Raw genomic sequence first — 26,073 nt, 5'->3', positions numbered from 1 at the left:
ACCCGAAAAGTCACCCGTATACCGGCGGGCGCTACGCCGATCGCCGACCGCCGTAGCGCCGTCTCCCGCCCGGCGGGACAGATGATGAAGGCAGCCGAGAAGATGCCGGACTGGAGAATCGTGGACCTGGAGAGCATCACCGATGAGCTGTACGCGCTGGCTCCCGCCGACTTCACCGCGGCCAGGAATCAGCACGTAGCGGCGGCCCGCACGGCGGGCGATCGCGAGTTGGCAGGGCAGATCCAGGCGCTGCGGCGGCCGACACTGTCGGCCTGGGTCAGCAATCTGCTCGTACGCCGCCTTCCGGAACAGGTCCAGCCACTGATCAGCCTCGGCGAAGGCATGCGCCGGGCCCACCGCGACCTCGACGGCGAGCAGTTGCGTGAACTCGGCCGGCAGCAGCACGACCTGGTCGGCGCGCTGGCCCGGCAGGCGAAGCAACTGGCGGCCGACGCCGGCCACGCGGTGAGCGAGGACGTACAGCACGAGGTCGAGAGCACGCTGCACGCTGTCCTGGCCGACCCCGGGGCCGCGCGGGAGTGGGCCGCGGGCCGGCTCACCAAACCGATCGACCCGCCGGTCGGATTCACCGCTGCCACCACGCCTGACACCGTGCCGCACAAGGCTTCCCCCGACACCTCTGACGCAAAGGAGAAGAAGAAGGAGAAGGGGAGGGAGAAAGCGCGCGAAGAGCAGCGCGCGCGGCTTGACCGGGCCGAGAAGGACGCCACAGCAGCAGAACAGCAGGCACTGGCCTGTGAGGAGGAACTCGCACAGGCCGAGGCCCGGCTGCAGGAGACCGAGGACGAGGTCGCGGCCCTGGCCGAGCAGTTGAAGGAGGCCAAGGAGCGGCACAAGGCTGCCCGAGGCACGGTCGTGACGGCTCGCGACCGTGCCTCGGAAGCCGACGACGCAGCCCGCAAGGCTCGCCGCCGGGCCGAGGACGCGGCCGCGCGCGCCGACGGCCTGTGACCGGGCCGGCTACGGCAGTTCGACCGTCTCGATGCCGGGGTTCATCTTGTGCAGCTCGGCCGGCCGGTCGGTGATGACGGGCCAGCCCGGGCGCCGCAGCGCCAGGTGACCGGCGTGGGCGGTGGCGAGGTCGACCTGCGCCATGGTGGCGAGTTCGGAGACTGCCAGGGCGGCCGGGCGGTCGAGGCCGTGGAACTCGAAAACCGGCGCGGCCAGCGCGAGATCCACCTGCTCCCGCCGACGGGGCGAGACGTCGTGGCCGACCAGGCCGGCGGCGAGGGCCGTGGTGGGGACGTAGAGGACCTGGATCTGCTCGACCGAGACGACTACCCGCGCCACCATGAAAGGGCGGCCGAGGACGAGTTGCCGTATCGCGCCGGCGTCGAGGATGTACCCGCCGATCACGCGGCCGCGCCCCCTGCCTCGTCCCCTCGCCGGTCGGAGGCCCGCGCCCACTCCACGGCCTTCGCCCACTCCTCGGTGCTGGTCCGCTCGACCTCGGCCGCCCAGCCCTCGATGATGCGCTGGGCGCGCTCTTCGCGACCGAGGCGCTCTTCGACCGCCTCGGTCACATACGCCGACACGGACTCGATGCGCTTCTCCTTGGCGAGCCTTCTCAGCGCGGCCGCACTCTCCGCCGGGATCGTGATGGTCACGCGTTCCTTGTCCGTCATACGACCAGCGTACGGCCGTATGCGTCTACGCGGCAGGGGGACCGCTCACCCGGCTCGGGCGGGCGGTCCCGGGCTCAGGCGGCTGCCGGGGCCAGTTCCGCGCGGCCGAAGAGAAGGGCGTAACCCCTCGGCAGGCCCGCCGTGATGCGTCGCGTGAGGTCGTCGCCCGCGCAGTCGGCCACGACGCCGAGCACGGAACTCACCCCCCAGCGTGCGGCAGGGGGCGTGAGGCCCCCGAGTCTCCCCGCGACGGTCTCGACGAACTCCGGGGCGGTCAGCGACCGGACGGCCGGCTTCTGGCGGGCCAGGATGACGGCCGCCTCCACCGGCAGGAGACGCACCAGTTCGCGGCGTTCCTCGCCAGTCGTATGCGTGCCCAGCACAGTCAGTACGGTGCGCAGGACGCGCTCCGCCTCGGCGTCGGTGGCGTACTGCCCTGAGGCGCGGACCTGCTGTACGAGTTCGTTCCACCGCATCACTGTGGCTACCTGCCTCTCTGCTGTTTTTGCCTGTGCCCACGGAATTCGAGTGATGTCCGACTTTGTCCGGAGCATGTCCGGGCGGTATCTGATGGGTGACTGCGTCGTGACTGAGTGGTGTCCGAATCAGCATGCCCCCTCTTCAGGGCGGCAGCACCTTATGCGCAGGCCCGCCCTGCCGCCGCACCGGCTCCGCCGAACGCCCCACAGCCCACGAGGCGCTCGTACGTACTCGTGGTGATCACTGCTCAGCGACGACGGCCCTGACGCCGACGGGCGTCAGGGCCGTCCGTTCGCGGGACCGCGGCCGGGGCGGGCAGGACAGACCAGGGGGCGGGGTGCCCGGAGAAGCGGTCCGGGCAGCCGTCATCCAGGCTTGACGCGGCCGCGCCAGGCCCCGGACTCACCGCCGCGATGCTCGATGAACTCCTTGAACCGCCGCATGTCACCCTTGACGCGCCGGTCGATCATGCCGGTCATGTCGGCGGCCTTCTCGGCCGCGCCGCTCGCTTCGACGTCCATCACGAGCTCAACCCGTGTGTGCGTCTCGTCGAGGCGCTGGAACCTGACCATGCCCTTCTGATGCGTGTCACCGCCGGTGGTACGCCACGTAATCCGCTCGTCGGGCAGCTGGTCGACGATCTCCGTGTCGAACTCCCGCTGCACTCCCCCGATCTTCGTGGTCCAGTGGTTGTGGCGGTCGTCGATCTGCCTGACCTCCTCCACCCCCTCCATGAAGTTCGGGAACTCCTCGAACTGCGTCCACTGGTTGTAGGCGGTGCGGACGGGGACGTCGACCTCTACCGTCTCCTTGACCGTGCTCATCTGCGCCTCCTCCTGGGTGACGCACAGCAGCGTGCCTGCCGTGCGGATCTTGGCACGTTGCAGCGGGTACCCAGTGAACGCGTGGCTAGTCGAGGGACTCGTCGGGCAGCTCCCGCGACCGGCCGACGCGCAGCCTGCCCCGGAGCTTGTCCACCATCGGATACTTCTCCCGCTGCTCGCGGGACTGCCGGTCCAGTTCCTCCACCAGCCGCATGGACCGCTTCTCCACGTCCAGCTCGTCCAGGATCCGGTCGACCTCGGCCAGCAGCGCTCCGTGCAGCTGCCACTGGCGCGGATGTTCCTGCACGCCGTCGAGGAGCAGGTGCGCGACGATCTCGCGGCTGGCGCGACTGGCGGCGAGCTCCCTGACAAGCCGTTCCTCGGCCTCCTCGGCATTGACGCTGACCTGCGTGGTGATCAGTACGGCGAAGCTCTCGACCGCGCGGGCCATGTGAGTGAACAGCTCCCGCAGGGCCGTGGCGATCTCCGTGGGGAAGAGCGGTTCGTCCGTACGCGCCTTGGCGAGGTCGGTCAGGGTCCGGCACGCCGTACGGAGCACCACGGCGCTGATTTCCAGGGTGTCGAGGCCGGTGCGCAGGACGATCCGGAAGAGCAGCCCCTCCTTGACCCGGGGGTTCAGCCGCAGGCTGTCCTCCGCCTGTCGCAGGGACGCGTCCACCTGAACGATGTCGTGATCCAGCCGGCGCGCCTCGTGAAGCACCTCGGCAGCCTCCGCCACGGACGTGTGGCCGCACACTTCGTCGCCGAGATTCAGCAGCAGATCCCGCATGCGGCGTGCGAGGCCCTCGATGGCCGCGCTCGCCGGCTGCACCCACACCGGGGGTGCGAACAGCACGTTGAACAGCAGCCCGACGACCGCCCCGATCAGTGTCTCCAGCACCCGGTCCCAGGCCGTCGCGGCCACCCGCGTCACACCGAGCACCAGCATGGCGCTGATCGCGACCTCGGGCACGAACTCACCGGCCCGCACGAAACGTCCGAGCACCAGCGAGGCGAGGATGATCAGTCCCAGGCTCCACCAGGTCAGTCCCACCAGGGAACTGAAGCCGATGGCGATGACCACCCCCGCCACCACGGCGTTGACTCGGCGCATGCTGGTGGTGAGAGTCGCGTACAGAGTGACCTGGACGACGAGCAGTGCGGTCAGCGGCGCGGTCAGCGGCGCCGGTTCACTGCTCAGCATCAGGGCGACGACGTAGGAAATCACTGCGGCTACAGTGGACCTGACGGTCTGTACGACCACGGGTTCTTTGTGCCGCCGGACGAGGTTCAGCAGAGGGTCGGTAACTTCAGGCACCCTTAGCTTGTTCCCTCTCATCTCCCACACAGGCACCATCCGCCGTCAATCACCCGTGCGCTCGCCCCCGAGCGGGGCCGGTCGGTCGGGGCGCGCTCAGTCGTCGAGGGTGACGCGCAACTTGGCGTAGTCGCCGTGGAAGACGGCCTCGACCTGTCCCTCGGCGTCCTCGTACTTGCCGGTGCCGCCGGTGATCGCCGCGTCGCCGCCGTACGTGCCCGAGCGGGGGTGGTCGATGGTGCCGCTCGCGGTGATGCTGCCGCCGTCGGTACGCAGAACGCTCTGGCACTGCGCGACGACGCTGTAAGGCGTCACTTCTACGGCGCTGCAGTGGGCGGTGGCGTCACCGATCTTCTTGCCGGGCTTGCCCTTCTTGAACTCGTACAGGTACGCGTACGAGGTCCAGTCGGAGCCCTTGCGCAGCGAACGCGGCATGGTGTCCGAGTGCTTGTGCGCCAGCCAGTTGAGCACCTTGACCTTGTCGGCCTTGGGCGCGGGCGCCGCTGCCGCCGGAGTGGTGAAGGCCAGGGCGCCCGTGACGGTCATCGCCATGGCGGCGGTGGTCACAGCGGCGGACAGCTGTCGGGCACGGAAGCGGGGCATGGAACCTCCAGGAGAGGGAGTGGGGTCGGGGCGCCCGGCCGCGTGTGAAGACGACGGACGAGAGCGCGAGCCCACTTCAACGCGCGCAAGCGGTGTCTGGTGATTGCCACGAGCGGAGATCACCCGCCTGGTTGTGCGCTGTCACCTCTTCAGCCTCACGAGGGGCCGCGACATCAAGGCGGACTCCGCAACCGCCTCGACCGCGCTCCGGTCCGGGCACCGCCCGCATCGCGCGCGGGTCGGCGGATGACTGGATACCGTAAAAAACCGGACCAATCATCGAGCAGGAGAGAGCGAAACGATGGCCGCACAACCAGAGGGTGTTCCGTGCTGGGCCGACGCGATGTTCACGGATGTGGAGGGCGCCAAGGCGTTCTACGGCGACGTGCTGGGCTGGACCTTCGGTGAGAGCTCGTCGGAGTTCGGCAACTACACACAGGCGTACTCCGGCGGCAAGGCGGTGGCCGCCGTCGTCCCGCCGATGCCCGGCCAGGAGAGCCAGTCGGCCTGGTGCCTGTACCTCGCCTCGCCGGACGTCGCCGCCACCGCCCGCAAGATCAGCGACAACGGCGGGGAGGTACTGATGGAGCCGATGCAGGTCGCCGACTTCGGCTCCATGCTGATCGCGAAGGATCCCAGCGGTGCCACGTTCGGTGTCTGGCAGGCCGGTACGCACGAGGGCTTCGAAAAGCGCGGCGAGCCGGGCGCGTACGCCTGGGCCGAGGTCTTCACGCGGGAGCCCGCGAAGTCGGACGCCTTCTTCCCCGCCGTCTTCCCGTACAGCGTGCAGCGGATGGAGGACGACACGATGGACTTCAAGGTCTTCAACGTCGGCGACGACACCGTCCTGGGGCGGATGACCATGACGGAGGACTTCCCGCCGGAGATCCCGCCGTACATCCAGGTGTACTTCACCGTCGAGGACTGCGACGCGGCGGTGTCGAAGGCGACCGAGCGCGGCGGCGAGCTGCACTTCGGGCCGATGGACAGCCCCTTCGGCCGGTTCGCGGCGCTGACCGACCCCCAGGGCGCGGCGTTCGCCGTGATCGACATGAAGACGACCGAGGGCGAGATGCCGAAGATGTCGGCTGCCTGATGCTTCCCGGTCGCGCGGGCGGGCCGCAGTGGGCATGGAAGACGCCTGCTGCGGCCCGCGCGCGTGACCCGGTCCGAGACGGCCCGTCAGCCGGCGTCGGCGAGGCCCGAGTTCGACGTAGGTGGCGAACCGAGTTCGCCCGGGACGCGCAAACGCCCCGGCCCGACCGGCTCGCAGTGGTGCCGGAGCCGCCGCCCGGCCGTGCTCCGATCGCGGCCGGGCGGCGCGGTGACTACTTGTTGAAGCAGTGGTTGCCGCCGGCCGGGTTGAGCGCGGCGATGACGTCGACGGTGTTGCCGCAGATGTTGATCGGGGCGTGGATCGGGATCTGGACAAGGTTGCCTGAGAGCACGCCGGGCGAGTGCTTCGCCTTGCCCTCGGCGTAGGCGTCGGCCATGGCGGAGCCTGCCCCGCCGAGTACGGCGGCGGCGGCGGCGAGGGCAGTGGCGGCGATCGCGGTGCGGATACGCATGTTGCTCTCCTAGAGAAGGACCGGGCACGCTCGTGCGCGCCCGCTGGAAAGGCTTCCCCTGACGCATGATCAGCTCCGCGACCCCACCCGGACAGACGCGGATGTTCACACCCATGCGCGCAAGCGGGCGGCGGAGCGGTCCCGCTGTCGGAACAAGTTCGCCACAGGCGCAGACGACAACGTGCGCGAGGCTCCCATGCGCGCTCCGGCCGTCCATAAAGTGGGCACATGACCGAGAAGTGGTGCTCGTCCGACGCCGGAGTCATGAGGCTGCCCTCCGGCCTGCTCGTGCGCGGCCGGGGCCTGCGTCGTCCGCTTCCGCCCGGACCGACGCCGACCTTCGCCGTCTACCTGCTGGGCCAGGAGCCGCCGCCGACCGCGTGGGACGCCCGATGGCTGCGCTGGCCCGACTTCCGGCTTCCGCACGACCGCCGGCAGGCCCGCGACGTACTCCGGGAAGCCCTGCGGCGGGCCGCCGGTGAGCGTGTGGAGATCGCGTGCGGTGGCGGTCGCGGGCGTACGGGGACGGCGCTGGCGTGCCTGGCCGTCCTGGACGGGGTGCCGGCGGACGAGGCCGTGGCGTACACCCGTCGGCACTACCACCCGCGTGCGGTGGAGACTCCCTGGCAGAAACGCTTCGTGCTGCGCTACGGGAACGACGCGTAGTCGGGCGGGCAGGCGGGCGGGCTCTTCGGCGATACGGACAAAGCCCCGCCGGTGTGCCCGTCCGGTGCGCGGCATGCCGGGGACGGCAAAGGCCGCTCCCCCAGCCTCCCGCCGCCGACCGCGCTGCCTACTCGGCCGAGGGCCGCACTCGGGGGTTAGTCGCTCCCGGTCCCTCAGTCGACCAGGATGGCGAGCAGACAGGCGTCGTCGTCGTGGGCGGTGCGCGTGTAGTCGGCGATGATCCGGTCGAGCATCGCCTCGGGCGAAAGCCCCGCGCTGCCCGACAGGCTCCGGCCCAGGTTGGTGATGCCGACGGTGATGTCCTCGCCCCGGCGTTCGACCACACCGTCCGTGTAGAGCAGCAGCAGGTCGCCGCTGCGCAGCGGAACCGACGCGGTCTCGTACGCGTACCCGGGCATCAGGCCCAGCAGCGGGCCGAGGTGGTCCGAGGCGAGAGGGGACACGTCGTTCCCGCGCCGCAGCAGTGGAGGCGGATGACCGGCGCACGCCCAACGCAGGACCCGGTCGTGGTCGATATGCCCGGTGATCACGGTCGCGGTCTCCGCTGCGGGATCACTGCACACCAGCTCGTTCAGCCATGTCGTCATCTCACCGGCCGGCGCGCCCGTCTGGGCGAGGCCGGCGAGGGCGTGGCGCTGCTGGGCCATCCGGGCCACGGCGTCGAGCCCGTGGCCCACGGCGTCTCCGATGGCGACCAGCACGCGCCCGTCCCTCAGGCGCCTGCACTTGTACCAGTCGCCGCCCACGGCCGCGTCGGGCTCGGCCGGAAGATAGGCGGCGGCCACGGTCAGTCCCAGCTCGGCGAGCTCCGCGGAGTGCGTCGGCAGGAGGGCCTCGCGCATGACCGAGGCGATACGCCGTTCCGCCTCGGCCTGCTGGCGCAGCGCCTCCGACTCGCGCTGGGTCTCCGCCAGGCGACGGCGGCTGCGCATCTGGGGTGTCAGGTCGCGCGCCACGAGGTGTACGGCCCACGGGCGCCCGTCGATTCCCGCGACGGGCCTGCCGAGCAGATCCAGGGTGCGTACTTCGCCGAACACGCGGAAGCGGATGCGCGTCCAGGAAGGCTCCTCGCCGGCGAGGACCGCGGTGATCAGCTCGGCGAGCGCCGGCACCTCGCCGGGCAGGACCGCGTCGCAGAGTTCCGTCAGGGACCACGGCATGCTCGTGTCGGTGCGGAAGATGCGGTGCAGCCCCTCCGACCAGTTGACGGAGCCGGAGAGCAGGTCCCAGTGGCCCCACCCCATCGAGGCGATGTGCTGGGCGTCGAGGCTCAGGATCTCGGCTCGGCTGCGGGCGGGCAGCCAGGTGGTCAGCAGCTGGTTGCCGCAGGAGGCGGCGTAATAGAGAAGCGGGGCGCGGCGCAGCCTGCCGTGCCGCTCCTCCGTGTAGTCCACGGTCAGTCCGTTGAGAGCGCGCCCGGACTTGAAGACCGAGGTCAGCGCCGCCAGCAGGCCGCTCGTCGCGGCACCGGGGCGGGCTTCGAGGAACCGCTGTCCCACCTGGTCGTCCGGCGCTTCGAGCCATTCCGCCGAGCGGACGTGGTTTCCGGCGCGAATGACGAAGTCCGTGATCTCACCGCTCTCGTCCTGGACGGGGTCCAGAAGAGCTGCCGAGACCGGGATGGCCGACAGGCTCGAGCACAGGCAGGCCCACGGATCGTGACCGGTCACGCCGTTCGGGCAGCTTTCACCGGAATCTCCGCCCCGCCCGGCCGGGAGATCGCCCCTCGGTTCGGACCTTACGGAGGTGAAGGTCTCCAGGGACTGAGTGCTCATGGGCGACGCGTGGCTGATGGAGGTCGCGAGCGGCAGGCGTTCTTCCGTCTTGCGGCGTACGTCCGCGCGCAGCGCGCCGACCTCACGCTCGATGAGCGACTTCAGGCCCTCGACGTCCTGGGGCAGGTCCGGCAGGCCCGGCAGCGAGAAGCTCACAAGATCGTCACCGCCCTGCCGTACATGACATGCACGGTGATGACCTCCCTGGCGTCGCACGTCAAGATCCGTCCACGTCGATCGTAGATTCCGGCCCCCGGGCGCGCGAACGCGCACCGCCACCCGGCCGGGTGTGGCCGGCGATGGTGACGAAAGACCCTCCGGTACGGGACTTTGGTCCCGTGTTGGGCGCTTTCCGGGCGGAAACACCCAAATCAGGAAGACGAGGCCCGCTCCCCCGCCCGGTGGTCCACCGCCGCCGCGGGAGCGACACGGAAGGAACACAATGCGCTGGATCGCGCTGGCCAGAGCCCAACTGAAGCGGGCAACCGACAGGTTGTCCCCGCCCCGCACCGCCTCGCCCGAACCGGCCTCGGACGCGTTGCTCGTACGGGCGCCCACCGGAGGGGAGTGCTGGAACTGGGTCGAACGACGGCAGATCAGCTGGCGGCTCACGGGGTGCCTGGGCTACCCGTGCTGCGTCCTGCTGGAGCGCAGGACCGAACAGGGGCAGTGGTCCGAGGCCGCGGTACTGGCCTCGGAGGTGGACCCCCGCGCGCTCCGGGCCTCCGTCGTGGTGCCGGAGCTGCCGGAGGGGCCGTACCGCGTGCGCATCACCTCGCCCGAGCTGCCGTACGACGCCTGCAGCCCGCCGCTGACCATCACCCACAGCGGCACCGTCCGGCTCCCCGCGACGACAACGTGAAGGAAACCAAGTCAGCCATGACCACTGCTGCCGCTGCCACCACTCCCCCGCCGGTATCCGCCGACCAGCACACCGGCCGGCACAGCGCTGTGGGCCGCCGCGTCGCCCACTGCCGCGCGGAGGCCGGTCTGAGCGTCGTACAGCTCGCCCATGCGGTGGGCGCCGATCCCGCCTGTCTGCGTGATGCCGAGCAGGGTGCCTTCTCGCCCAGCTCCGCGCTCCTGACGCGGATCGCATCCGTGCTCGGCGTATCCCTCGGCGACCTGCGGGGCCACCACACGCACCTGCCCGAGGGCCGGAGCGCGGCGGCCCCGTTCCCCCGGATGGAAACGGTGGGACAGGACGAGTGCTGGGCCATGCTGGCGGGGCACGGAATCGGGCGCATAGCCGTACCCGGGCCGCCTCTCGGACCGGCCGCGGGCCCGCTGATTCTGCCGGTGAACTACTCCGTGACGGACGGCCGGATCGCGTACCGCACGAGCCCCGGAACGGTGACCGCGTCGGTCGCCGGCCGGGACGTGGCCTTCGAGGCCGACCGTATCGACGAAATCACGAGTGCCGGGTGGAACGTGGTCGCCGTGGGGCCGGCCCGCCTGGTCACGGACGCGGGCGAGGCGGCGGTCCTCGACGAGCGCGCCTTCTCCCTCCCCTGGCCCGATCCGACACGCGGTACGTGGATCGTCATAAGGCCGACCCGTCTGAGCGGACGGCGGATCCGGACATGACGGCGGAGCTGCACGAGGCGCCGCCCCACGCGCACCGCCTGGAGGCGGAGATAGCCCAGCTGAGGCAGGCGTTGGCCAGCCGTACGGTCATCGACCAGGCGCAGGGGATGGTGATGGCGCTCGCCGGCTGCTCCGCCGATGAGGCCTGGCACGTACTGGTGGAGGTGTCCCAGCGCACGAACATCAAGCTGCGGGAGGTGGCGACAGCCCTGGTCGGCACCTCTCAGGGCAGCGAACTGCCCGGGTCCGTCCGCATGCCACTGTGGCTGTCGATCGGGCGAGTACGCCGCGTCGACTGATCCGGGCGGGGTCCGCGCGGGCGGGCTTCGGGTGGACAGCAGGAGGGGATCGCAGTGACCGATTACCGGACCGTCCAAGACGTCTGGACCCGGGAACACGAGCGTCGGCCTTCCGTCGCCGCCTGTCCGGTCAGCTGCCCGGCCGGCTAGCGCTGGAACTGCCACAGAGGACGTTCCAGATGGGAGAAGCGGCCGGCGGCCGGCGCCGGATCCGTGACTCGGCCCACTTCGCTCCGCCGCTTCCTGGGGCCCGCCGCCGTGGGGGCCCGCCGCCGTGGCCGACGCGGTCGTCTCCGCTGCGATATCGCGGCCGATCCGAGGGCTGCGTCCCTGGGTGTACGGCGCCTCCTCATCGCCCCGACGCCGATCCGGTGCCGCGCTCGTGCCGCACCCGTGCTGCGCCGGATAAAACACATCGGGCGCGAGCAACCCGGGGCGGGCCGCCGTCGTCTTGATCCACAGCAGACGGTCCGCCGCGGATGGCGGCGGGCCCCGGATCGCCCGGATCGCCAGGCTTGCGGACCAGGTGGCTATACACTGCACGTATACACGCAGTGCATAGTCGTCGCGCCGTTGCCCTGGCCGCGCACGAAAGGCACCCATGCACAGCAAGGCATTCGCGCCGGAGTACCAAGGCGCCCTGACCGCACTGTCGGTGAACTCCTCCCTGACCGACGTACTGGAGAAGGGCACCCAGAACCTGAGGGCGGCCGAGGCGTCCGGTTCGCAGCAGGAGGTGGCACGGTCCGGTCTCGCCGTCGCCGAGGCGCACCGCAGGCTGGGCAACATCGCGGAAGCCGACCGGGCCTGGAAGGCCAGTTACCGGGCCGCCCGTTCGGCCGGCGACCTCGGGGCCATGGCCTGGGCGTTGTGGAGCGGTGGGACGCTCGCCCGGCAACGGGGCGCGCTGGCGCTCGCGTTCCGGCTGCTGGGCCTCGCCGCCGACCTGGGCAAGCGGGGCGGGGAGGTGGTCGCCCGCGGTTACTCCCTGGCGGGCCTGGCGGAGACCGGACGCATCCAGGGCGACTACCAGGCCGTCGCCGTACTGCACGAGCAGCTGCTCGCCGAGGCGCGCGCTCGCGGCGAGGCCCGCCACACCGTGTGGGCGCTGGAAGGCATCGCGCAGATACACCGCAACACCGGCTCGTTCGACACGGCATTGGCGATGTTCGAGGAAGCGGCCGAGATCGCCGGGACGGCGGACGACCGGCGGGGCCGGGCGTGGGCCCTGCGCGGCATGGCTGACATCGTTTCCCTCCGGGACGACGACCCGGAACGCGCCCTGGCCCTGCTCGCCGAGGCGGAACTGACCTGCCGCGAGATGAAGTTGTCCAGCGCGCTCGCCTACAACCACAAGATGCGCGCCAACGTGCTCTACCGCGCCCGCCGTTACGAGGAAGCCCGCGAAGTGTACGAGCAGGCTCTCGCGGAGTTCCGGGCCATGAGCGAGCCGCGGGGCGAGGCCCTCGCGCGGCTCGGCCTGGTCAAGGCACGCGCCCAGCTCGGCCGGGACCAGGCCGAGACCGCCGCCGAGCTGCACGAGTTGCACCGTACGCTCGACCGGATCGGCCTGCGTCACGCCCGGGACATGGTCGACAAGGCTCACGCCGAACTCGGCGTACTCCCGCTCACCACCGCGGCGGGCGAGGAGGACGACCGACGATGACGCTGCCGGTAACAGCCCCTGCCGCCGCGCAGCAGATCCTCGCGCGCTGCCGCGACCTCGTGCGGCCGGCCCTCGTCCAGGCGGTGCAGCGCCTCCATCCGTGGCCGGCCGAGATGGCCGCCTTCTCGCTGGGCTGGAGCGAGGTGGGCGGCAGGCTCGTCCCCGGTTCCGGCGCCGGTTCGCACGGCAAGGGGGTACGCCAAGCCCTCACCGTGCTCTGCGCCGAGGCCGCGGGCGGGTCCGGGGACGACGCGGTCGTCGGCGCCGTCGCTGTGGAGCTGATCCACACGTTCTCGCTCCTGCACGACGACATCATGGACGGCGACGAGACCCGCCGGCAGCGCCCGAGCGTATGGAAGGCGTACGGAACGGCGCCGGCGGTGCTGGCGGGAGACGCGCTCTTCGCGCTGGCCGTGGAGACGCTGGCCGACTCCAGGAACGTACACAGCGGGGCAGCGGTGCGGCACTTGGCGGGGACGCTGAGCGACCTGGTGCGCGGCCAGGCCGAAGACCTGCTCTTCGAGTCCCGGCCCTGGACGGGGCCCGCGGCGGTGTCCCCGCAGGAGTACCGCTCCATGGCCGGCCACAAGACGGGCGCGCTGCTCGGCTGCGCCGCGGGCCTGGGTGCCGTACTGGCCGGGGCGCCCGCCCCCACGGTCGATGTCCTCGTCCGTGCGGGCCGCCATCTCGGGGTGGCGTTCCAGGCCGTGGACGACCTGCTGGGGATCTGGGGCGATCCGCAGGTCACCGGGAAGCCGGTCCACAGCGATCTGCGCCGGCTGAAGAAGACGTACCCCGTCCTCGCGGCCCTCGCCACGGACGGCCCGGCCGCGCAGCACCTCGTCGCGCTCCTCACCTCGGCCGGTCCGCTCGACGACGCGACCGCCCGCCGGGCCGCCGGGTTCATCGAAGAGGCGGGCGGGCGCTCCGCCACGCTGGCCGAGGCGCGTCACCACCTGGACAGTGCCCGCGATTGCCTGGAGAGCGTTCCGCTGGCTCCGGCGGCGGTCGGCGACATTCTCACGCTCCTGCCGTTCCTGGCCGACCGCAGCATGTGACGGGTCAGGGCAGGCGGCTGCCCGAGTCCAGTTCCAGCAGCTTGCGCGCCGTCTCCCGGGCGTCGTCCGCCGCGGCGCTGCCTCCGGAGACGGCCGCTGTGGTGATCGCACCCTCCACGAGCAGCAGGAGCGACCGCGCCACCCAGGCACAGTGGCCCGCCGTGCTCACCAGGTCCGCCAGATAGTCCTTCAGGGCGTCGACGTGGTCGCGGGCGGCGTCCGCGACCGCGTCCGATGTGGCGCCCAGTTCCCCGAAGGAGTTGACGAAGGCGCAGCCGCGGAAGCCCGGTTCCTGAAACCAGGACGCCAGCCAGTCGAAGACCGCCAGGATCCGGTCGTCGCCGGGGGGCCGGTCCTCGACGTGGCTCGCCAGCGACGTACGCCATCGCACGTCGCGCCGGCGCAGGTAGGCCTCCACCAGGTGGTCCTTGGAAGGGAAGAGCTGGTAGAGGCGCTTGAGGGACACCCCGGACGCGTCGCGGATCTCGGCCATGCCCACCGCCTGCACGCCACGCCCGTAGAAGAGCGTCTCGGCGGCGTCGAGGATGCGGGTCTCTTGTGCCGCGGCTTCCATGCCACTCCCCCTTGCCAGAGAATCACTGTTCTCTTACGCTACCGCGAGCAAGGGAGAATACTCGTTCTCCCGCCTGCGGAGGGGAAGTCATGACCGACAAGAGGCCGCCGTTCCCGCCGTTCACCGCCGAGACCGCCCGGCAGAAGGTCCAGGCGGCCGAGGACGGTTGGAACAGCCGGGACCCCGAGCGAGTGGCCCTCGCCTATACCGAGGACTCGGAGTGGCGCAACCGCGACACGTTCCTGCGCGGACGCAAGGAGATCGTGGAGTTCCTGCGCGACAAGTGGCAGCGAGAGCTGGACTACCGCCTACGCAAGGAGCTGTGGGCCTTCACGGACAACCGGATAGCCGTCCGCTTCGAGTACGAGTGGCACAACGGAGAAGGCCAGTGGTTCCGCAGCTACGGCAATGAGAACTGGGAGTTCGACGAGAACGGCCTGATGCGACGCCGCTACGCGAGCATCAACGACCTCCCCATCCCGGCCGACGGGCGCCGCGTAGCGCTCTGACCGTGCGCGCAGGCGAGGGAGCGTACGGATCCTACGGAGCGTACGAACGCACGGTCATCCGGGCCACGTTCCGGTCAGGCGGTGTACGGCGGTGGCGCCCCCGCGGTCGACCGCCGCCTTGACCGCGGCGAAGATCGCGCCCTGCACGGCCGCGGCGATCACGATCTCGCGCCAGCCGCGCTCCTCGTCGGTGGCGTCGGGGGCGTCCTCGTCTTGGCCGATGACCTTCCACACCTGCTTGAAGACCGCCCCGGCCAGGACACCGCTCACGGCGCCCAGCACCAGGCCGACCGGCTTGTAGGCAACCTTGGACGCTTTCATCAGCACCTCCCGCTGCGTCGCGCGGCCACAACAATCGCGGCGGCGATCGCGGCCAGACCGGCGAACACCATCAGGTCGCGGCCGGCGTTGGGACGCCTGGCGCCGGGGCGGCCTACGACCACACCGGACGCCGCGTCCCTGTTGTGCCTCTTGCGCCCCAGCCCGTGCGCGGTCTCCGTCAGTTGGTCACCTGCCGAGGCGACCTTTTCCCGTACCGGCTCCGGAGTCTTGTCGTGCGCCGTGTGGAGGGCGTGGGCGGCCTTGTCCTGCACCGCTGCCTTGACCTTCGCCGCCTTCTGCTGTGCCTGGGCCTTTACGTCGGCCTTGGCGGCCAGCGCTTCGACCGTCCGGCCGAGCTCCTCGCGGGTCTTCTCCACCTGGGCCCGCAGTTCGTCCGGGGTGGGCGACGAACCGTCACCCTTTGCCTTGTCCGTCATCGCCGTGCCCTCTCCTTGATCTCGGCCACGTCGGCCTTGACACTGTGGATGGCCTGCTCAGGGGCGGCCGGCGTGGCCCGGCTGACCTGCTTCTTGCCCACGAGGGCGAGTACCGCCGTCAGAAGGAGCAGGGCGCCGGTGACCACCAGCGCGGCGAGCCACAGCGGCCAGACCAGGTCCAGGGCCACGATCGCGGTGGCCACCATGGCCTGCAGGGCGAGGAGTCCGACCACGCCGGCTCCGCCCAGCAGACCACCGCCGAGCCCGAACCGTTTGCCCTTCTGCTGCATCTCGGCCTGCGCCAGGCGCAGCTCCTGCCGCATCAGCTGGGAAATCTGCTCCGACGCGTGCTTGACCAGGTCGCCCACCGACTCCTCGGCGTCCCTGGGGGGCGGTTGGCCCGCTGACGTGCTCATCGTGGTGACCTGCCTTTCCTTGCTGGATCTCGGCCTGCGCCAGGCGCGGCGATGACCTGCCCGCTGGTGGCTGTCATTTCAAGTCGTAGCCGCTACTCCGGGTGCCCGCCAGCCGACAACCCACGCGCGGCGGACGAACTGATCCACTCCACTCCTCCAGGCCTTACGACAGCACGCGCAGCAACAGCCGTGGCGCGTGATGCACCAGCAGGGCGCTGCCCACACCAATGGCGGCGCCGGCCGCGACGTCACTGGGGTAGTGCGCTCCCGTGTGGACGCGCTCCAGAGCCACCATCACAGCGGGAACTGCGGCTGCCGCCCCCGCCCATGGCGACGTGAGGCCCACCGCGACGGTGAATCCCACGGCGGCGGCGGTGTGCCCGGAGGGGAAGGACGAGGTGTCCGGCCGGTCCTCGACATCGTCGTGCGGGATCATGTCCGCGGGGGGCCTTCGCCGCTCGTACAGCTGCTTGCACACCGCGTTCGCGATCACCTGCGCGGACAGCATGCCGGCCACTCCCCCGGCCGCCGCCCTGCGTTGCGAGGTGCCTCCCACGGCAGCCATGGCCAGGGCCGCGCCCCACCAGAGTTTGGTTCTCTCGGCCGCCGACTCCACGGCCGGCAGCACCTGCCGGGCCCACGGCGAGTCCCAGGAAGCGGCCCGGCGGGTGAGTTGCCGGTCGAGGCTGCGGATGTCGTGGAGGAGACGCCTCACGGCCTCTTTCGGCCGCGTGATGCCGATCCCGTGGGCCCCGTGGGTTCCACCGGCCCCGTCGGCCCCTTCGGCCCCGTCGATGCCTCGGCTCAGGCGCTCCGGCACTCAGTCCCTGCCCATCTGCTTGCGGTCCTGATCACTCCACTTGCGCGTGTCACGCGGTTCGACGTACGGCTCCTCGTCGCTCGGGTGGCCGCCGGCGATGGCGCGCTCACGGGTCATCTCGGCGTCGAACTCCAGCCCCAGCAGGATCGCGAGGTTGGTGATCCACAGCCACACCAGGAAAATGATCACTCCGGCCAGGGCGCCGTAGGTCTTGTTGTACGAAGCGAAGTTGGCCACGTACAGCGCGAAGCCCGCCGAGGCGATCAACCAGATGACCAGGGCCAGGAAGCTGCCGGGGGTGACCCACTTGAAGCCGCGGCCGCGCGCGTTCGGCGACGCCCAGTACAGGAGCGCGATCATGATGGTGACCAGCAGGACGAGCACCGGCCATTTGGCGATCGACCAGACGTTCAAGGCCGTGTCGCCGATCCCCAGTGTCGTACCCAGCTGCCGGGCCAGGCCGCCGGAGAACACCACGATGAGCGCGCTGACACACGCCAGGATCATCAGCACCAGCGTCAGGACCAGGCGCAGCGGCGTGATCTTCCAGACCGGCCGGCCTTCGGGGATGTCGTAGACGGCGTTGGAGGTACGGATGAAGGCGGCCACATAGCCGGACGCCGACCACAGCGCACCCACGAGACCGACGATCGCCAGGATCGATCCCGTACCGCTGCCACTGGCCTGCAGTTGCTCCACGGCACCGGTGATGATGTCGCGGGCGGAGCCGGGTGTCAGCTTCGTGATGTTGTCCAGGACGCTCTTGGTCGCCGACTCGCCCGCGATGCCGAGGATCGACACCAGCACCAGCAGTGCGGGGAACAGCGCGAGGATGCCGTAGTACGTCAGCGCGGCGGCGCGGTCGGTCAGCTCGTCGTCCTTGAACTCCGCCATCGTGCGCTTGAGCACCGCCCCCCACGACTTCTTGCCCATCTGGGTGGGTGAGTCGGGTGCGTCCCGTTCCACCTGGGGGTCAGGCCCCGCACGGCTGCCGGATTCCGCGTCCGCCCCAGCATCCGCCTGCCGGCGCTCGGGCTCGTGCCCGCGCTCGTCGTCTCCATGCTCTTCCTGCCACTTCGATGCCATGACCTACGAGTAACCGCAAAGCTCGGGTTCTGCACATGGAGCCGGTGCTGAACCTCGGCAATTGCGTCAGAACTCTGCGCCATTGGGGTACTTCCTCGCTTCCTCGCTTCCCCGTCGGTCATCCCGGCGCCGAGGCGGCAGGCGGCCGCTTCCGCCCGTACGCCCATGGGCGGGGCGTCGCCCCTCCTACTACATCCCCCGCGCGCCCGCCCGGCCCGGCGGTTCAGGTGCGGTCGGGCGAATGCCGACCGCATGACGCGCGCGCCGGGCGGTCTCCCCGATCATGTCGAGCCGGCCGACAAGCTGGGTACGCTCGTCGGCTCCGTATGGCGGCGAATGTGAGAAGCGGCCATGCGCGCCGACGCTTCCTCGGCCGACTTGCCCCTGCACCGGGCCTACAAGCCACGTACGGGCTACGGGTCCTGACGGTAGGAAGGCACTTCGGGCGGCGGGGACTCGGTGGGCGTGGTGTCACCACGCTCGGCCGGCCCAAAGGCACCCACCGGACCGCTTCCGCAGGCAATGATGTCGAGCATGCCTTCCCTGGTGCCGCCCTTCGTGCCTGCGGGCCGCCTGTCCGGACGCGACCAGCCGTCCATGCCGGCTGAGGGAGGATTGCTCCTGCGTCCCTGGCGTCGTACGGACGCCGCCGCCATCGCCGCGGCGTTCAAGGACCCCGCAATCCAGCGCTGGCATGTGCGGCGGGCCGATTCCGAGGACGAGGCCCGTGACTGGATCAGACGATGGCAGGAGAGCTGGCACGCGGAGACGGACGCCCAGTGGGCGGTTGTCCGTGCGGAGAGCGACGAACTGCTCGGGCGGGCGTCTCTGCGGTCGATGCTCCTGCCGGCGGGCCAGGCGGAATGCGCGTACTGGACTGTCCCGGCGGCCCGCGGCTCAGGCGTCGCTCCCCGCGCCGTATCTGCGCTGGCGCGGTGGGCATTCGACGAGATCGGTTTCCACCGGCTCGAACTCGTTCATTCCGTCGTGAATCAAGCGTCCTGCCGCGTGGCTCTCAAGTCCGGTTTCGCGGCAGAAGGCATCAAACGCAGTGCGCATCTGCATGCCGACGGATGGCACGACATGCACCTCCACGCACGCATCAGGCCATTGACGTCATAGTGACGGGGCCACCGACGACACAGCGCCCGCTGCCAGGGGAAATGCGGAAAAATCTTCTTTGACTTCATTCACTTGTGACGTGATGATCCGGTTATGTCACGCAATTTTGACGAACTCGCAGCCGAGGCCGAAGCCGTCTCGGTGGACGGCTGGGATTTCTCCTGGCTCGAGGGCCGGGCCACCGAGCAACGCCCCTCGTGGGGCTATCAGCGCACAATGAGCGAGCACTTGGCGCGCGCGTCCGCCGCCCTCGACATCCAGACCGGCGGCGGGGAAGTCCTCGCCGGGGCGCCGAAGCTGCCGCAGACGATGGTGGCCACGGAGTCCTGGCCACCCAATGTCGCCAAGGCGACCAGGCTGCTGCACCCGCTCGGCGTCGTTGTGGTCGCGGACTCGGACGAACCGCCCTTGCCATTCGCCCAGGGCGCCTTCGATCTGGTGACCAGCCGCCACCCGGCGACGGTGTGGTGGGAGGAGATCGCCCGCGTACTCCAGCCCGGCGGCACGTATCTCTCCCAGCACGTCGGCCACTCCAGCGTCTTCGAAGTCGTCGAGTACTTCCTGGGGCCGCAGCCCGAGGAAGTCCGCCGGGGGCGCCACCCCGACGACGCACGGCGGGACGCCGAAGCCGCGGGCCTGGAAGTGGTCGATCTGCGATTCGAGCGGCTGGGGATCGAGTTCTTCGACATCGGCGCGGTGATCTACTTCCTTCGGAAGGTGATCTGGATGGTGCCCGGCTTCACCGTCGACCAGTACCGCGACCGGCTGCGCGACCTGCACGACAAGATCGAGAGCGAGGGGCCGTTCGTGGCCCACTCGACCCGCTTCCTCATCGAGGCCCGCAAGTCCTCCTGAACCTCGTCGGCGGTTCGTCGGGCCACGGACGCCGGTCGGATGCGTCCCCCCGCTACCTGCCGAACGCTCCGGCGCTGTAGAGATAGAGAGCGACAAGACCTGCCACGCAGGCCAGGACCACCCACGAGCTGAAGCTCGTGTGTCTCCCTCGTCTCCGCGGCTCGCCGGACCGTCTGAACCGGCCGGACCTGCCGGACTTTCCGGAGCCCTTGGAACGGCCGGTGCCCGACGGGCCCGGCACCCGCGGCGACGCATCGACCGCGGCCTCGGCGAGCAGGCGTCGGCAAGTCGCGGCCAGCTCGCCCGTACCGGCGGCGAGCGGCACTATCGCCTCCGAACGGGCCGGGGCCGTAGTACCGCCGTCGAGGATGCGGCCGGCGCGGACGAGGACCTCACCGCGGCCACCGGCGGGAGCGAGACTGATCCAGCGCTGCACATGCTCGCCCCGGATGACCACACCCCCGGCCCGGTCCCGGTACACGGTGTGCTCCCGCCACAGCACTTCTGCCAACTCGCTTGCGGTGTCCCTCAGTTGCCCACTCATGCATCCCCCTCCGCCGTAAGACACGTTGGTCAAACAACGCACTCTAGCGGCAGGTACACACCAACTCCCCGTGGGGGTTCGCGTACTGGGGCATTGGGATCGTCACCGCACCGAGGCACTCCTGCGACGCAGCCATGCGCGCAGCCCCCGGGACGTTTCCGGAAGAGGGGGAGGAGCAGCGCGAGGCATGCTGGTTTCCGGGCGCGGTGCTGTGCGGTCCTCGCGCGCCTCGTCCAAGAGCAGCGCGAGGCTCACCCGCTGCCAGAGGATCTCGTCCGGGTCGTCGGCCAGCAGCAGCCGGTCCATGGCCTCCCGCGAGGCAGGCGATTCGCCGTGGCGCCCCACCAGTGCCGGCCGGAGCTTATTGAGGTACGCACGCTCATAGGGGTCGTCGACGACCTCCGCGAGCTGCACGGGGTCGAGGACGGAGCTGGCGATCGCCGCATGCCCCCACGGGTCTTCGGTCTGCCGTGTCAGCAGAGCCAGGCGCCGGCTCCGCCAGTTGCGGGCCCGGCGGTCCTCCCCCGCATCCAGTACGGCACGCATCTTCTGTGGGGACCTGCCGGTGAGGAGACCGGGCTGGCGAGTGGCGAACTCCTCGAGTTCTTCGGCGAGATAGAGCCAGACGACCGCCCGGTAGCGGTTCAAGTAGAACTTGACGGGCGTGATGTATCCGGCGCGCGCGAGCTTGCCGAAGCGGACGGGGCTGATGCCCATCAGTTGCGAGCCCTCGGTCGTGCCTACGGTCCGTACCCGCTCACGCAGCGTCTCCTGACTTCGGTCCGCCGCCCGCAGCCTGTCGATCTCCTCTCGGGCGACCCGGCGGTTGCTGCCCTCGGCCTCAACCGTGGTGCGGATGTGGCCCAGCAGGACGGCGAGGTCGAACTCGCTCCGCTTCAGACCGAGTTCCTGGACGGCCCGGGCCGCGGACAGCGGCTTGCCGGCCTGTGTCGCGACGGCGGTGAGGTGTGCTCCTTGTACGTCCATGATCGTCTCCCCGTGAGATCCGAATACTCTCGGTGACGACCGTAGCCTGGATGCCGCGTCGCCCGCCCGGCCTGTGGATAACTTCAGGGCCGGGCGAGTACGCGCAGGTCAGAACTCGGTTCCCGGGGCAACTCCCGGCTGCCTCACGGCAACGCCGAGGTGCTCGCCGACGCGGTTGACGAGCAGTGTCATCTCGTACGCGACCTGCCCGATGTCGGCCTCGGCGGCGCTGAGCACGCACAGGCAACTGCCGTCGCCCGCCGCGGTGACGAAGAGAACCCCGTCGTCGAACTCGACCATCGTCTGGCGGACCTTTCCGGCCCTGAAGTGCCGGCCCGATCCCTTGGCGAGGCTGTGCAGTCCCGACGACACGGCGGCGAGATGTTCGGCGTCCTCCCGCGCCAGCCCTGTGCTCGCCGCGGTCACCAGGCCGTCGTTGGACAGCACCAGCGCGTGCCGCACGTGCTCGACCCGGTTGGTCAGATCGTCCAGAAGCCAGTCGAGTCCCTTGTCCAGCGCCATGCTGCGGCCCTCCCCGTTAATTTGTTCCCCGTTGCCCTGGTCGATGACAAGCCTTCCCCAATGAGGTCCTCGCGGCAAGCACGTGTTCCCACCGGTGCTGAAGCGAGCGGTGGGGGCGATGGGAGCGCTGGGGCGCTTCAACTGACGGTGTCGAGCAGCCGGGCGGTGTGCATCCTTCCCGCGTACTCGACAAGACGCACCAGAACCTCCTTTCCCGAATCGCGGTCCCTCGCGTCACACAGCACCACCGGTGTTCCCCGGTCTAGGTCGAGTGCGCGTGAGACATCGTGCGCACCGTAGGCCCGTGACCCTGCGAAGCAGTTGACCGCCACGACGAAGGGGATGTGGCGGTGCTCGAAGTAGTCCACAGCCGGGAAACAGTCCTCCAGGCGGCGGGTGTCCGCCAGGACGACGGCGCCCAGAGCGCCCTGGGACAGTTCGTCCCAAAGGAACCAGAACCGGTCCTGTCCCGGCGTACCGAAGAGATACAGCGAGAGTCCGGACCGGATGGTGATGCGCCCGAAGTCCATGGCGACGGTCGTCGTGGTCTTCCGGTCGACGCCTCCGGTGTCGTCGACCGTCTGACCGGCCTCGCTGAGCTGTTCCTCGGTACGCAGCGGCCGGATCTCGCTGACGGCGCCGACGAGGGTGGTCTTGCCGACCCCGAAGCCGCCGGCGACCAGAATTTTCAACGCGAGGGCGGCCGTCTGATCGGCCTTTTCGTCAGAGCGCTCGGAGCCCATCGATCACTTCTCTCAGGAGAACTGTCAGCATCGGTACGTCCCCGGCACGGCAAGCAGGGGCTCTGTAAAGGAAGTTCGCAGGAGTCGGGGCACTCGGTGCAGTCGGTGCATTCGAGGCCGTCAGCGAGGGGGCTACAGCGCTCTCAGACCCTCGATCACCTCTTTCAGGATCCGCTCGTCGGGCAGCTGGGCGGGGGGCACCGGCCGGCTGACCTTGACGTAGCCGGATTCGAGGAGGTCGCCGAGGAGTACGCGGACCACGCCGACCGGCAGGTCCGCGCCGGCCGACAGTTCCGCGACGGACTGGGTCTCCAGGCGGCACAGTGTCACCAGGGCGCGGTGTTCGGGGCCGAGCAGCGACTCCTCCGCACTGCCGGGTGCGTCATCGGCGAGGTCGACGAGCGCGATGAAGTCGAAGCGCGCCCCGCTGGGGCCCGGCTCGGTCCTGCCGCCGGTCATCGCGTACGGGCGTACCAGGGGGCCTGCTTCGGCGTCGTACCAGTGGCTGCCCTGTTGGATGGGGTCGGTGTCGTTGTCCTCGGTCATGTGCGGAGCCCGCCTTCTGTGCGCTCGTACGGTCAGCCCGCGGCCGGCGGCTGCGCGGTGAAGCGTGGCGGCGTGTACAGGTGCTCGCCGACGCGCTTGACCAGCCGGGCCATTTCGTAGGCGATCAGGCCGATGTCCGCCGTGGCCGAGCTCAGGACGGCGAGGCAGGAGCCGTCGCCGGCGGCGGCGACGAACAGCAAGCTGTCGTCCATCTCAACCAGCGTCTGGCGTACGTCTCCCACGCGGAAGTGGCGCCCCGCTCCCTTGGCGAGGCTGTGGAAGCCCGATGCCACGGCCGCCAGGTGTTCGGCGTCCTCGCGGTTCAGCGCGCTCGACGCGCCGACGGCCAGGCCGTCGTTCGACAGCACCACCGCGTGCCGCACTTCGCTCACCCTGGTCACCAGATCGTCGAGCAGCCAGTCGAGTTCGCCGGAACCGTGCGCGCTGCCCGCAGTCCTCTCGTGCTGGATCATTTGTGATCTCCTTCTCTGCCGCGGGTCCATCCGCTGCGGTAGGCCGTCATTCGGTCCCTTGCCTGTTCCGGGGTTCGCCCCTGTGCGGCGTCGCCGGTGGCGGGGCGCGACGAGGGCTGGTCGGGTGGCGCGGGTGCTTCGCGCAGTTGCGGGACGAGGCTGGCCTGCCGGACCCTTCGCGGGAGGCCGCCTTCGTCGTTCCCGTGTTCGTCCGGTTCGGTGGTGCTGCTGTGCAGGCGCAGAGCGGTGACTCCGGCAGGCTGCTGGTGTAGCGGTCGCGGCGGCGGCTGCGCCGCAAGGGCCGCGCGAGGCCCCTGCGCGGCGAAGGCAGTGCCGTTCGTGCGGGAAAGACGTGAGCCCGGGGCGAGAGCCGGACCGGAGAGTGGGGCTCTCTCATCGCTCTGCGGTTCGCTCCGCGGTACGTCGTTCGGACGTTCCGCACGTACCTCGGTCCGCTGTGCGCCTTCTCCCTTGGTGACGGCGCTTTGGAGCAGCGCGATCGGCAGGAGGACGACGGCCGTTGTCCCGCCGTACGGCGAGGTCCGCAGATGAACCTTGATGGCATGCCGGGAGGCGAGCCGGCTGACCACGAAAAGGCCGAGCCTGTCGCTGTCGAAGAGGTCGAGCGCTTCGGACTGTTCGATCCGCCGGTTCGCCTCGGACAGTGAATCCTTCCCCATGCCGAGCCCGCGGTCCTCGATCTCCAGGGCGTAACCGTTGCCCACCGGTTCTCCGGTGACGCGCACCTTGGTGTGCGGCGGAGAGAACTGAGCGGCGTTCTCGATGAGTTCGGCGAGGAGATGCGTGAGGTCGGCCACGGCCGTTCCCGCGACTGCCGCTTCGGGCAGGTGGCGTACCTCCACGCGCGCGTAGTCCTCGATTTCGGATACGGCGGCGCGTACGACATTGGTGAGCGGTACGGGCATGCGCCAGGCGCGTCCGGGAGCTGCTCCGGACAGGATGATCAGGCTCTCCGCGTGCCTGCGCATCCGGGTGGTGAGGTGGTCCAGGCGGAAGAGGTCACCGAGTTCGCCCGGGTCGTCCGCCCGGCGTTCCATGCTGTCGAGCAGGTTGAGCTGGCGGTGGACGAGGACCTGGCTGCGCCTGGCGAGGTTCACGAAGATCCCCGATACGCCGCTGGCGAGTTCGGCGCGTTCCACGGCGGCGCTGACAGCGGCGCGGTGCACGGTGGCGAGGGCTTCGCCGACCTGGCCGATCTCGTCGTCCGCGGACGGTCCCTGGGGAGCTTCCGTGTGGATGTCGATTTCTTCTCCGGCGCGGAGCCTGTCCATGGCGTGTGGCAGCTTGCGCCGGGCGATCTCCAGGGCGCCGTTGCGCAGGCTGATGAGCTCGACGACAAGTGCGCGACCGATGCGTACGGAGATGACGAGGGAGGCCGCCACAGCTGTGAACCCCAGGAGGACGGCCGCTCCCGCGGGCGTGAGCACGCCGCGGGCGAGCGGGTCGGCGCGGCCGGCCACACTCCTGTCGGCCTGCGTTCCGATGGCGCGCACGGAGTTCCGCACCGTGGTGTGCGCGGCTTCCCACGTGGCTGCGGGGACGGCCTGGGCGGCCTTCCGGCCTGGCGGCGCGGCGATCACCTTGTCCTCTGCGGCGAGCACGTCGTCGGACGCGCTCTCCTCTGTGAGTGCGCGCCAGGCTTCGCGCTCGGCGTCCGGCAGGTCGGCGACGGCGGAATCGGTAAGGTTCCTGCGGGTCTCCGCCGCTCCGGCGAACTGGCGCTGCCGCCGCACGTCGAAAGTGCGGGTGAGCTGCGCGGAGGAAAGCAGCGCGTCCTCGCGAGCGAGCATTTCGCCGGCCCGGGCGAACTCGAGCAGGACGCGCGCGTCGGCTCCGAGCCGGGCGTCCTGGATGCCGGTGAGCGCCCCTGTGACGCCGAACGCGTCCTGGATGGTCCGGGTGTACTGCTCGTACGTCTTGTCCCAGTCGGCGGTGCGGTCGAGCACTCCCGCGCGCAGGGCGCTCAGTCGCTGCGTGCCGGACACGAAGGTGGCGAGTCTGGTCGCCACCGTGTCGGGCAGGTCCGCGCCGTCGGCGACGGTGTGTTCCTCGTCGAGCCGGAGAGCGGCCGCCGCGCTGTCGGTACGTTTGGCCTGCTGTTCCAGCGCGTCCGCACCGCTGTCGTCTGGGGACGCGAGATAGCGGACCGCGGCGCGGCGTTCGGCCTGCAGTTCGGCGACGGTGGTCGCGACGGGTATGCGCACCTCTTCGTCGACGCGTTGGAGCTGCTGTTGTCGGGCCACGTCCTGTGCCGTCGTTACGGTGGCGAAGGCCCAGAGCGCGAGCAGGGAGACGACGGGCACCATCAGCAACGAGACGATCTTCGCTCGTACCGTTCTCGGGCGCAGCCGCCACCGCTCTCGGGTGGCTGCCGCGGGGCGTTCCCGGGTGGCGGTTCCGCCGCTGTTCGTGAGGGTGTTCTCGTCGGCAGGGGGACCTGCGTGCGCCCGCCGTCCACGCGTGGGGGGCGCAGTCCGGCCCGGTGTTTCGGCGCCCGGGGTCCTACGGGGTTTGCGCATGGCCTCCTCGTTCCGGATACGGGTCGTGCTGCCTGAGTGGTGCCGTGCTGCGAAGGCCGGCGCCGTT

General features: G+C 70.3%; 32 protein-coding genes. 11 read left to right on the top strand and 21 right to left on the bottom strand.

Annotation, left to right across the window (positions count from 1 at the left end; genetic code table 11):
• Positions 1 to 84: 84 nt before the first annotated feature.
• Positions 85 to 972 carry a hypothetical protein gene (locus tag AC1P0E_RS31265; protein WP_482745458.1) on the top strand — a complete coding sequence of 296 codons (888 nt, stop codon included), beginning with the start codon at positions 85 to 87 and terminating at the stop codon, positions 970 to 972.
• 9 nt (positions 973 to 981) lie between these two features.
• On the opposite strand, the gene AC1P0E_RS31260 is transcribed toward AC1P0E_RS31265, so the two are convergent.
• The 6 genes from AC1P0E_RS31260 to AC1P0E_RS31235 form a co-directional block, all read right to left on the bottom strand.
• Complete coding sequence (locus tag AC1P0E_RS31260; protein ID WP_482745457.1) at positions 982 to 1,377, bottom strand: hypothetical protein; 396 nt, start codon at positions 1,375 to 1,377, stop codon at positions 982 to 984.
• The gene (locus tag AC1P0E_RS31255; RefSeq protein ID WP_482745456.1) at positions 1,374 to 1,646 is read right to left on the bottom strand and encodes a ribbon-helix-helix domain-containing protein; all 273 of its coding nucleotides are present in this window, start codon (positions 1,644 to 1,646) and stop codon (positions 1,374 to 1,376) included. Before AC1P0E_RS31255 ends, AC1P0E_RS31260 begins: the two co-directional genes overlap by 4 nt.
• 74 nt (positions 1,647 to 1,720) lie before the next feature.
• On the bottom strand, positions 1,721 to 2,122 hold the full coding sequence (locus AC1P0E_RS31250) for a DUF2267 domain-containing protein (RefSeq protein WP_482745455.1): 402 nt from the start codon (positions 2,120 to 2,122) through the stop codon (positions 1,721 to 1,723).
• 369 nt (positions 2,123 to 2,491) lie between these two features.
• Positions 2,492 to 2,950 carry an SRPBCC family protein gene (locus tag AC1P0E_RS31245; protein ID WP_482745454.1) on the bottom strand — a complete coding sequence of 153 codons (459 nt, stop codon included), beginning with the start codon at positions 2,948 to 2,950 and terminating at the stop codon, positions 2,492 to 2,494.
• An 85-nt stretch (positions 2,951 to 3,035) separates the two neighbouring features.
• Positions 3,036 to 4,289, bottom strand: coding sequence for an FUSC family protein (locus AC1P0E_RS31240; protein ID WP_482745453.1), 1,254 nt, complete (start codon positions 4,287 to 4,289; stop codon positions 3,036 to 3,038).
• A 75-nt stretch (positions 4,290 to 4,364) separates the two neighbouring features.
• Positions 4,365 to 4,871: a hypothetical protein gene (locus AC1P0E_RS31235; RefSeq protein WP_482745452.1), complete on the bottom strand. Its 507-nt coding sequence runs from the start codon at positions 4,869 to 4,871 to the stop codon at positions 4,365 to 4,367.
• Positions 4,872 to 5,172: 301 nt separating this feature from the next.
• Between AC1P0E_RS31235 and AC1P0E_RS31230 the strand changes: the two genes are divergently transcribed.
• On the top strand, positions 5,173 to 5,967 hold the full coding sequence (locus tag AC1P0E_RS31230) for a VOC family protein (RefSeq protein ID WP_482745451.1): 795 nt from the start codon (positions 5,173 to 5,175) through the stop codon (positions 5,965 to 5,967).
• A gap of 232 nt (positions 5,968 to 6,199) precedes the next feature.
• On the opposite strand, the gene AC1P0E_RS31225 is transcribed toward AC1P0E_RS31230, so the two are convergent.
• Positions 6,200 to 6,439, bottom strand: a complete 240-nt coding sequence (locus AC1P0E_RS31225) for a chaplin (RefSeq protein ID WP_482745450.1) — start codon at positions 6,437 to 6,439, stop codon at positions 6,200 to 6,202.
• A 228-nt stretch (positions 6,440 to 6,667) separates the two neighbouring features.
• Here AC1P0E_RS31225 and AC1P0E_RS31220 point away from each other — a divergent pair, with 228 nt between their 5' ends.
• On the top strand, positions 6,668 to 7,105 hold the full coding sequence (locus AC1P0E_RS31220) for a protein-tyrosine phosphatase family protein (protein ID WP_482745449.1): 438 nt from the start codon (positions 6,668 to 6,670) through the stop codon (positions 7,103 to 7,105).
• Between the two features lie 173 nt (positions 7,106 to 7,278).
• Here the strand turns inward: AC1P0E_RS31220 and AC1P0E_RS31215 are convergent, their stop codons facing one another.
• A complete protein-coding gene (locus AC1P0E_RS31215) occupies positions 7,279 to 9,057 on the bottom strand; it encodes a PP2C family protein-serine/threonine phosphatase (protein WP_482745448.1) in 1,779 nt (592 codons plus the stop codon).
• 286 nt (positions 9,058 to 9,343) lie between these two features.
• Here AC1P0E_RS31215 and AC1P0E_RS31210 point away from each other — a divergent pair, with 286 nt between their 5' ends.
• From AC1P0E_RS31210 to AC1P0E_RS31190, 5 genes are all read left to right on the top strand, one after another.
• Positions 9,344 to 9,763, top strand: coding sequence for a hypothetical protein (locus AC1P0E_RS31210; RefSeq protein WP_482745447.1), 420 nt, complete (start codon positions 9,344 to 9,346; stop codon positions 9,761 to 9,763).
• A 17-nt stretch (positions 9,764 to 9,780) separates the two neighbouring features.
• Complete coding sequence (locus AC1P0E_RS31205) at positions 9,781 to 10,488, top strand: helix-turn-helix domain-containing protein (RefSeq protein ID WP_482745446.1); 708 nt, start codon at positions 9,781 to 9,783, stop codon at positions 10,486 to 10,488.
• A complete protein-coding gene (locus AC1P0E_RS31200; protein ID WP_482745445.1) occupies positions 10,485 to 10,787 on the top strand; it encodes an ANTAR domain-containing protein in 303 nt (100 codons plus the stop codon). The genes AC1P0E_RS31205 and AC1P0E_RS31200 overlap by 4 nt, the downstream gene beginning before the upstream one ends.
• A 601-nt stretch (positions 10,788 to 11,388) precedes the next feature.
• Positions 11,389 to 12,453: a tetratricopeptide repeat protein gene (locus AC1P0E_RS31195; protein ID WP_482745444.1), complete on the top strand. Its 1,065-nt coding sequence runs from the start codon at positions 11,389 to 11,391 to the stop codon at positions 12,451 to 12,453.
• Positions 12,450 to 13,511, top strand: coding sequence for a polyprenyl synthetase family protein (locus tag AC1P0E_RS31190; RefSeq protein WP_482745443.1), 1,062 nt, complete (start codon positions 12,450 to 12,452; stop codon positions 13,509 to 13,511). Before AC1P0E_RS31195 ends, AC1P0E_RS31190 begins: the two co-directional genes overlap by 4 nt.
• Before the next feature lie 4 nt (positions 13,512 to 13,515).
• Here the strand turns inward: AC1P0E_RS31190 and AC1P0E_RS31185 are convergent, their stop codons facing one another.
• Positions 13,516 to 14,085 (bottom strand): TetR/AcrR family transcriptional regulator, encoded by a 570-nt coding sequence (locus tag AC1P0E_RS31185; RefSeq protein WP_482745442.1) that lies wholly within the window; start codon positions 14,083 to 14,085, stop codon positions 13,516 to 13,518.
• A gap of 89 nt (positions 14,086 to 14,174) precedes the next feature.
• On the opposite strand from AC1P0E_RS31185, the gene AC1P0E_RS31180 reads away from it, so the two are divergent.
• On the top strand, positions 14,175 to 14,594 hold the full coding sequence (locus tag AC1P0E_RS31180; RefSeq protein ID WP_482745441.1) for a nuclear transport factor 2 family protein: 420 nt from the start codon (positions 14,175 to 14,177) through the stop codon (positions 14,592 to 14,594).
• Between the two features lie 54 nt (positions 14,595 to 14,648).
• Here the strand turns inward: AC1P0E_RS31180 and AC1P0E_RS31175 are convergent, their stop codons facing one another.
• From AC1P0E_RS31175 to AC1P0E_RS31155, 5 genes are all read right to left on the bottom strand, one after another.
• Positions 14,649 to 14,915, bottom strand: a complete 267-nt coding sequence (locus AC1P0E_RS31175) for a DUF4235 domain-containing protein (RefSeq protein ID WP_482745440.1) — start codon at positions 14,913 to 14,915, stop codon at positions 14,649 to 14,651.
• Entirely contained in the window at positions 14,915 to 15,352 is a 438-nt protein-coding gene (locus AC1P0E_RS31170) for a DUF3618 domain-containing protein (RefSeq protein ID WP_482745439.1), read from the bottom strand. Before AC1P0E_RS31170 ends, AC1P0E_RS31175 begins: the two co-directional genes overlap by 1 nt.
• Positions 15,349 to 15,768, bottom strand: coding sequence for a phage holin family protein (locus AC1P0E_RS31165; RefSeq protein WP_482745438.1), 420 nt, complete (start codon positions 15,766 to 15,768; stop codon positions 15,349 to 15,351). The genes AC1P0E_RS31170 and AC1P0E_RS31165 overlap by 4 nt, the downstream gene beginning before the upstream one ends.
• Before the next feature lie 163 nt (positions 15,769 to 15,931).
• Positions 15,932 to 16,483 carry a phosphatase PAP2 family protein gene (locus tag AC1P0E_RS31160; RefSeq protein ID WP_482745437.1) on the bottom strand — a complete coding sequence of 184 codons (552 nt, stop codon included), beginning with the start codon at positions 16,481 to 16,483 and terminating at the stop codon, positions 15,932 to 15,934.
• 105 nt (positions 16,484 to 16,588) lie between these two features.
• On the bottom strand, positions 16,589 to 17,674 hold the full coding sequence (locus tag AC1P0E_RS31155; protein ID WP_482745436.1) for a YihY/virulence factor BrkB family protein: 1,086 nt from the start codon (positions 17,672 to 17,674) through the stop codon (positions 16,589 to 16,591).
• Between the two features lie 534 nt (positions 17,675 to 18,208).
• On the opposite strand from AC1P0E_RS31155, the gene AC1P0E_RS31150 reads away from it, so the two are divergent.
• Positions 18,209 to 18,796, top strand: coding sequence for a GNAT family N-acetyltransferase (locus AC1P0E_RS31150; protein ID WP_482745435.1), 588 nt, complete (start codon positions 18,209 to 18,211; stop codon positions 18,794 to 18,796).
• A 93-nt stretch (positions 18,797 to 18,889) separates the two neighbouring features.
• Entirely contained in the window at positions 18,890 to 19,651 is a 762-nt protein-coding gene (locus tag AC1P0E_RS31145) for a methyltransferase domain-containing protein (protein WP_482745434.1), read from the top strand.
• A 52-nt stretch (positions 19,652 to 19,703) separates the two neighbouring features.
• Here the strand turns inward: AC1P0E_RS31145 and AC1P0E_RS31140 are convergent, their stop codons facing one another.
• The 7 genes from AC1P0E_RS31140 to AC1P0E_RS31110 all read right to left on the bottom strand — a co-directional run bounded on the left by AC1P0E_RS31140 (position 19,704) and on the right by AC1P0E_RS31110 (position 26,006).
• Complete coding sequence (locus AC1P0E_RS31140; protein WP_482745433.1) at positions 19,704 to 20,195, bottom strand: hypothetical protein; 492 nt, start codon at positions 20,193 to 20,195, stop codon at positions 19,704 to 19,706.
• Between the two features lie 102 nt (positions 20,196 to 20,297).
• Complete coding sequence (locus tag AC1P0E_RS31135; RefSeq protein ID WP_482745432.1) at positions 20,298 to 21,182, bottom strand: DUF6397 family protein; 885 nt, start codon at positions 21,180 to 21,182, stop codon at positions 20,298 to 20,300.
• A gap of 108 nt (positions 21,183 to 21,290) precedes the next feature.
• Positions 21,291 to 21,704, bottom strand: a complete 414-nt coding sequence (locus tag AC1P0E_RS31130) for a roadblock/LC7 domain-containing protein (RefSeq protein WP_482745431.1) — start codon at positions 21,702 to 21,704, stop codon at positions 21,291 to 21,293.
• A 137-nt stretch (positions 21,705 to 21,841) separates the two neighbouring features.
• Complete coding sequence (locus AC1P0E_RS31125) at positions 21,842 to 22,447, bottom strand: GTP-binding protein (RefSeq protein WP_482745430.1); 606 nt, start codon at positions 22,445 to 22,447, stop codon at positions 21,842 to 21,844.
• A 132-nt stretch (positions 22,448 to 22,579) separates the two neighbouring features.
• On the bottom strand, positions 22,580 to 22,993 hold the full coding sequence (locus AC1P0E_RS31120; protein ID WP_482745429.1) for a DUF742 domain-containing protein: 414 nt from the start codon (positions 22,991 to 22,993) through the stop codon (positions 22,580 to 22,582).
• Positions 22,994 to 23,025: 32 nt separating this feature from the next.
• On the bottom strand, positions 23,026 to 23,466 hold the full coding sequence (locus tag AC1P0E_RS31115; protein ID WP_482745428.1) for a roadblock/LC7 domain-containing protein: 441 nt from the start codon (positions 23,464 to 23,466) through the stop codon (positions 23,026 to 23,028).
• Entirely contained in the window at positions 23,463 to 26,006 is a 2,544-nt protein-coding gene (locus AC1P0E_RS31110) for a sensor histidine kinase (RefSeq protein ID WP_482745427.1), read from the bottom strand. Before AC1P0E_RS31110 ends, AC1P0E_RS31115 begins: the two co-directional genes overlap by 4 nt.
• Positions 26,007 to 26,073 lie beyond the last annotated feature (67 nt).

It is taken from the genome of Streptomyces sp. TRD_SC_5, from assembly GCF_056836825.1.
This window is presented reverse-complemented; position numbering and strand designations above follow the sequence as displayed.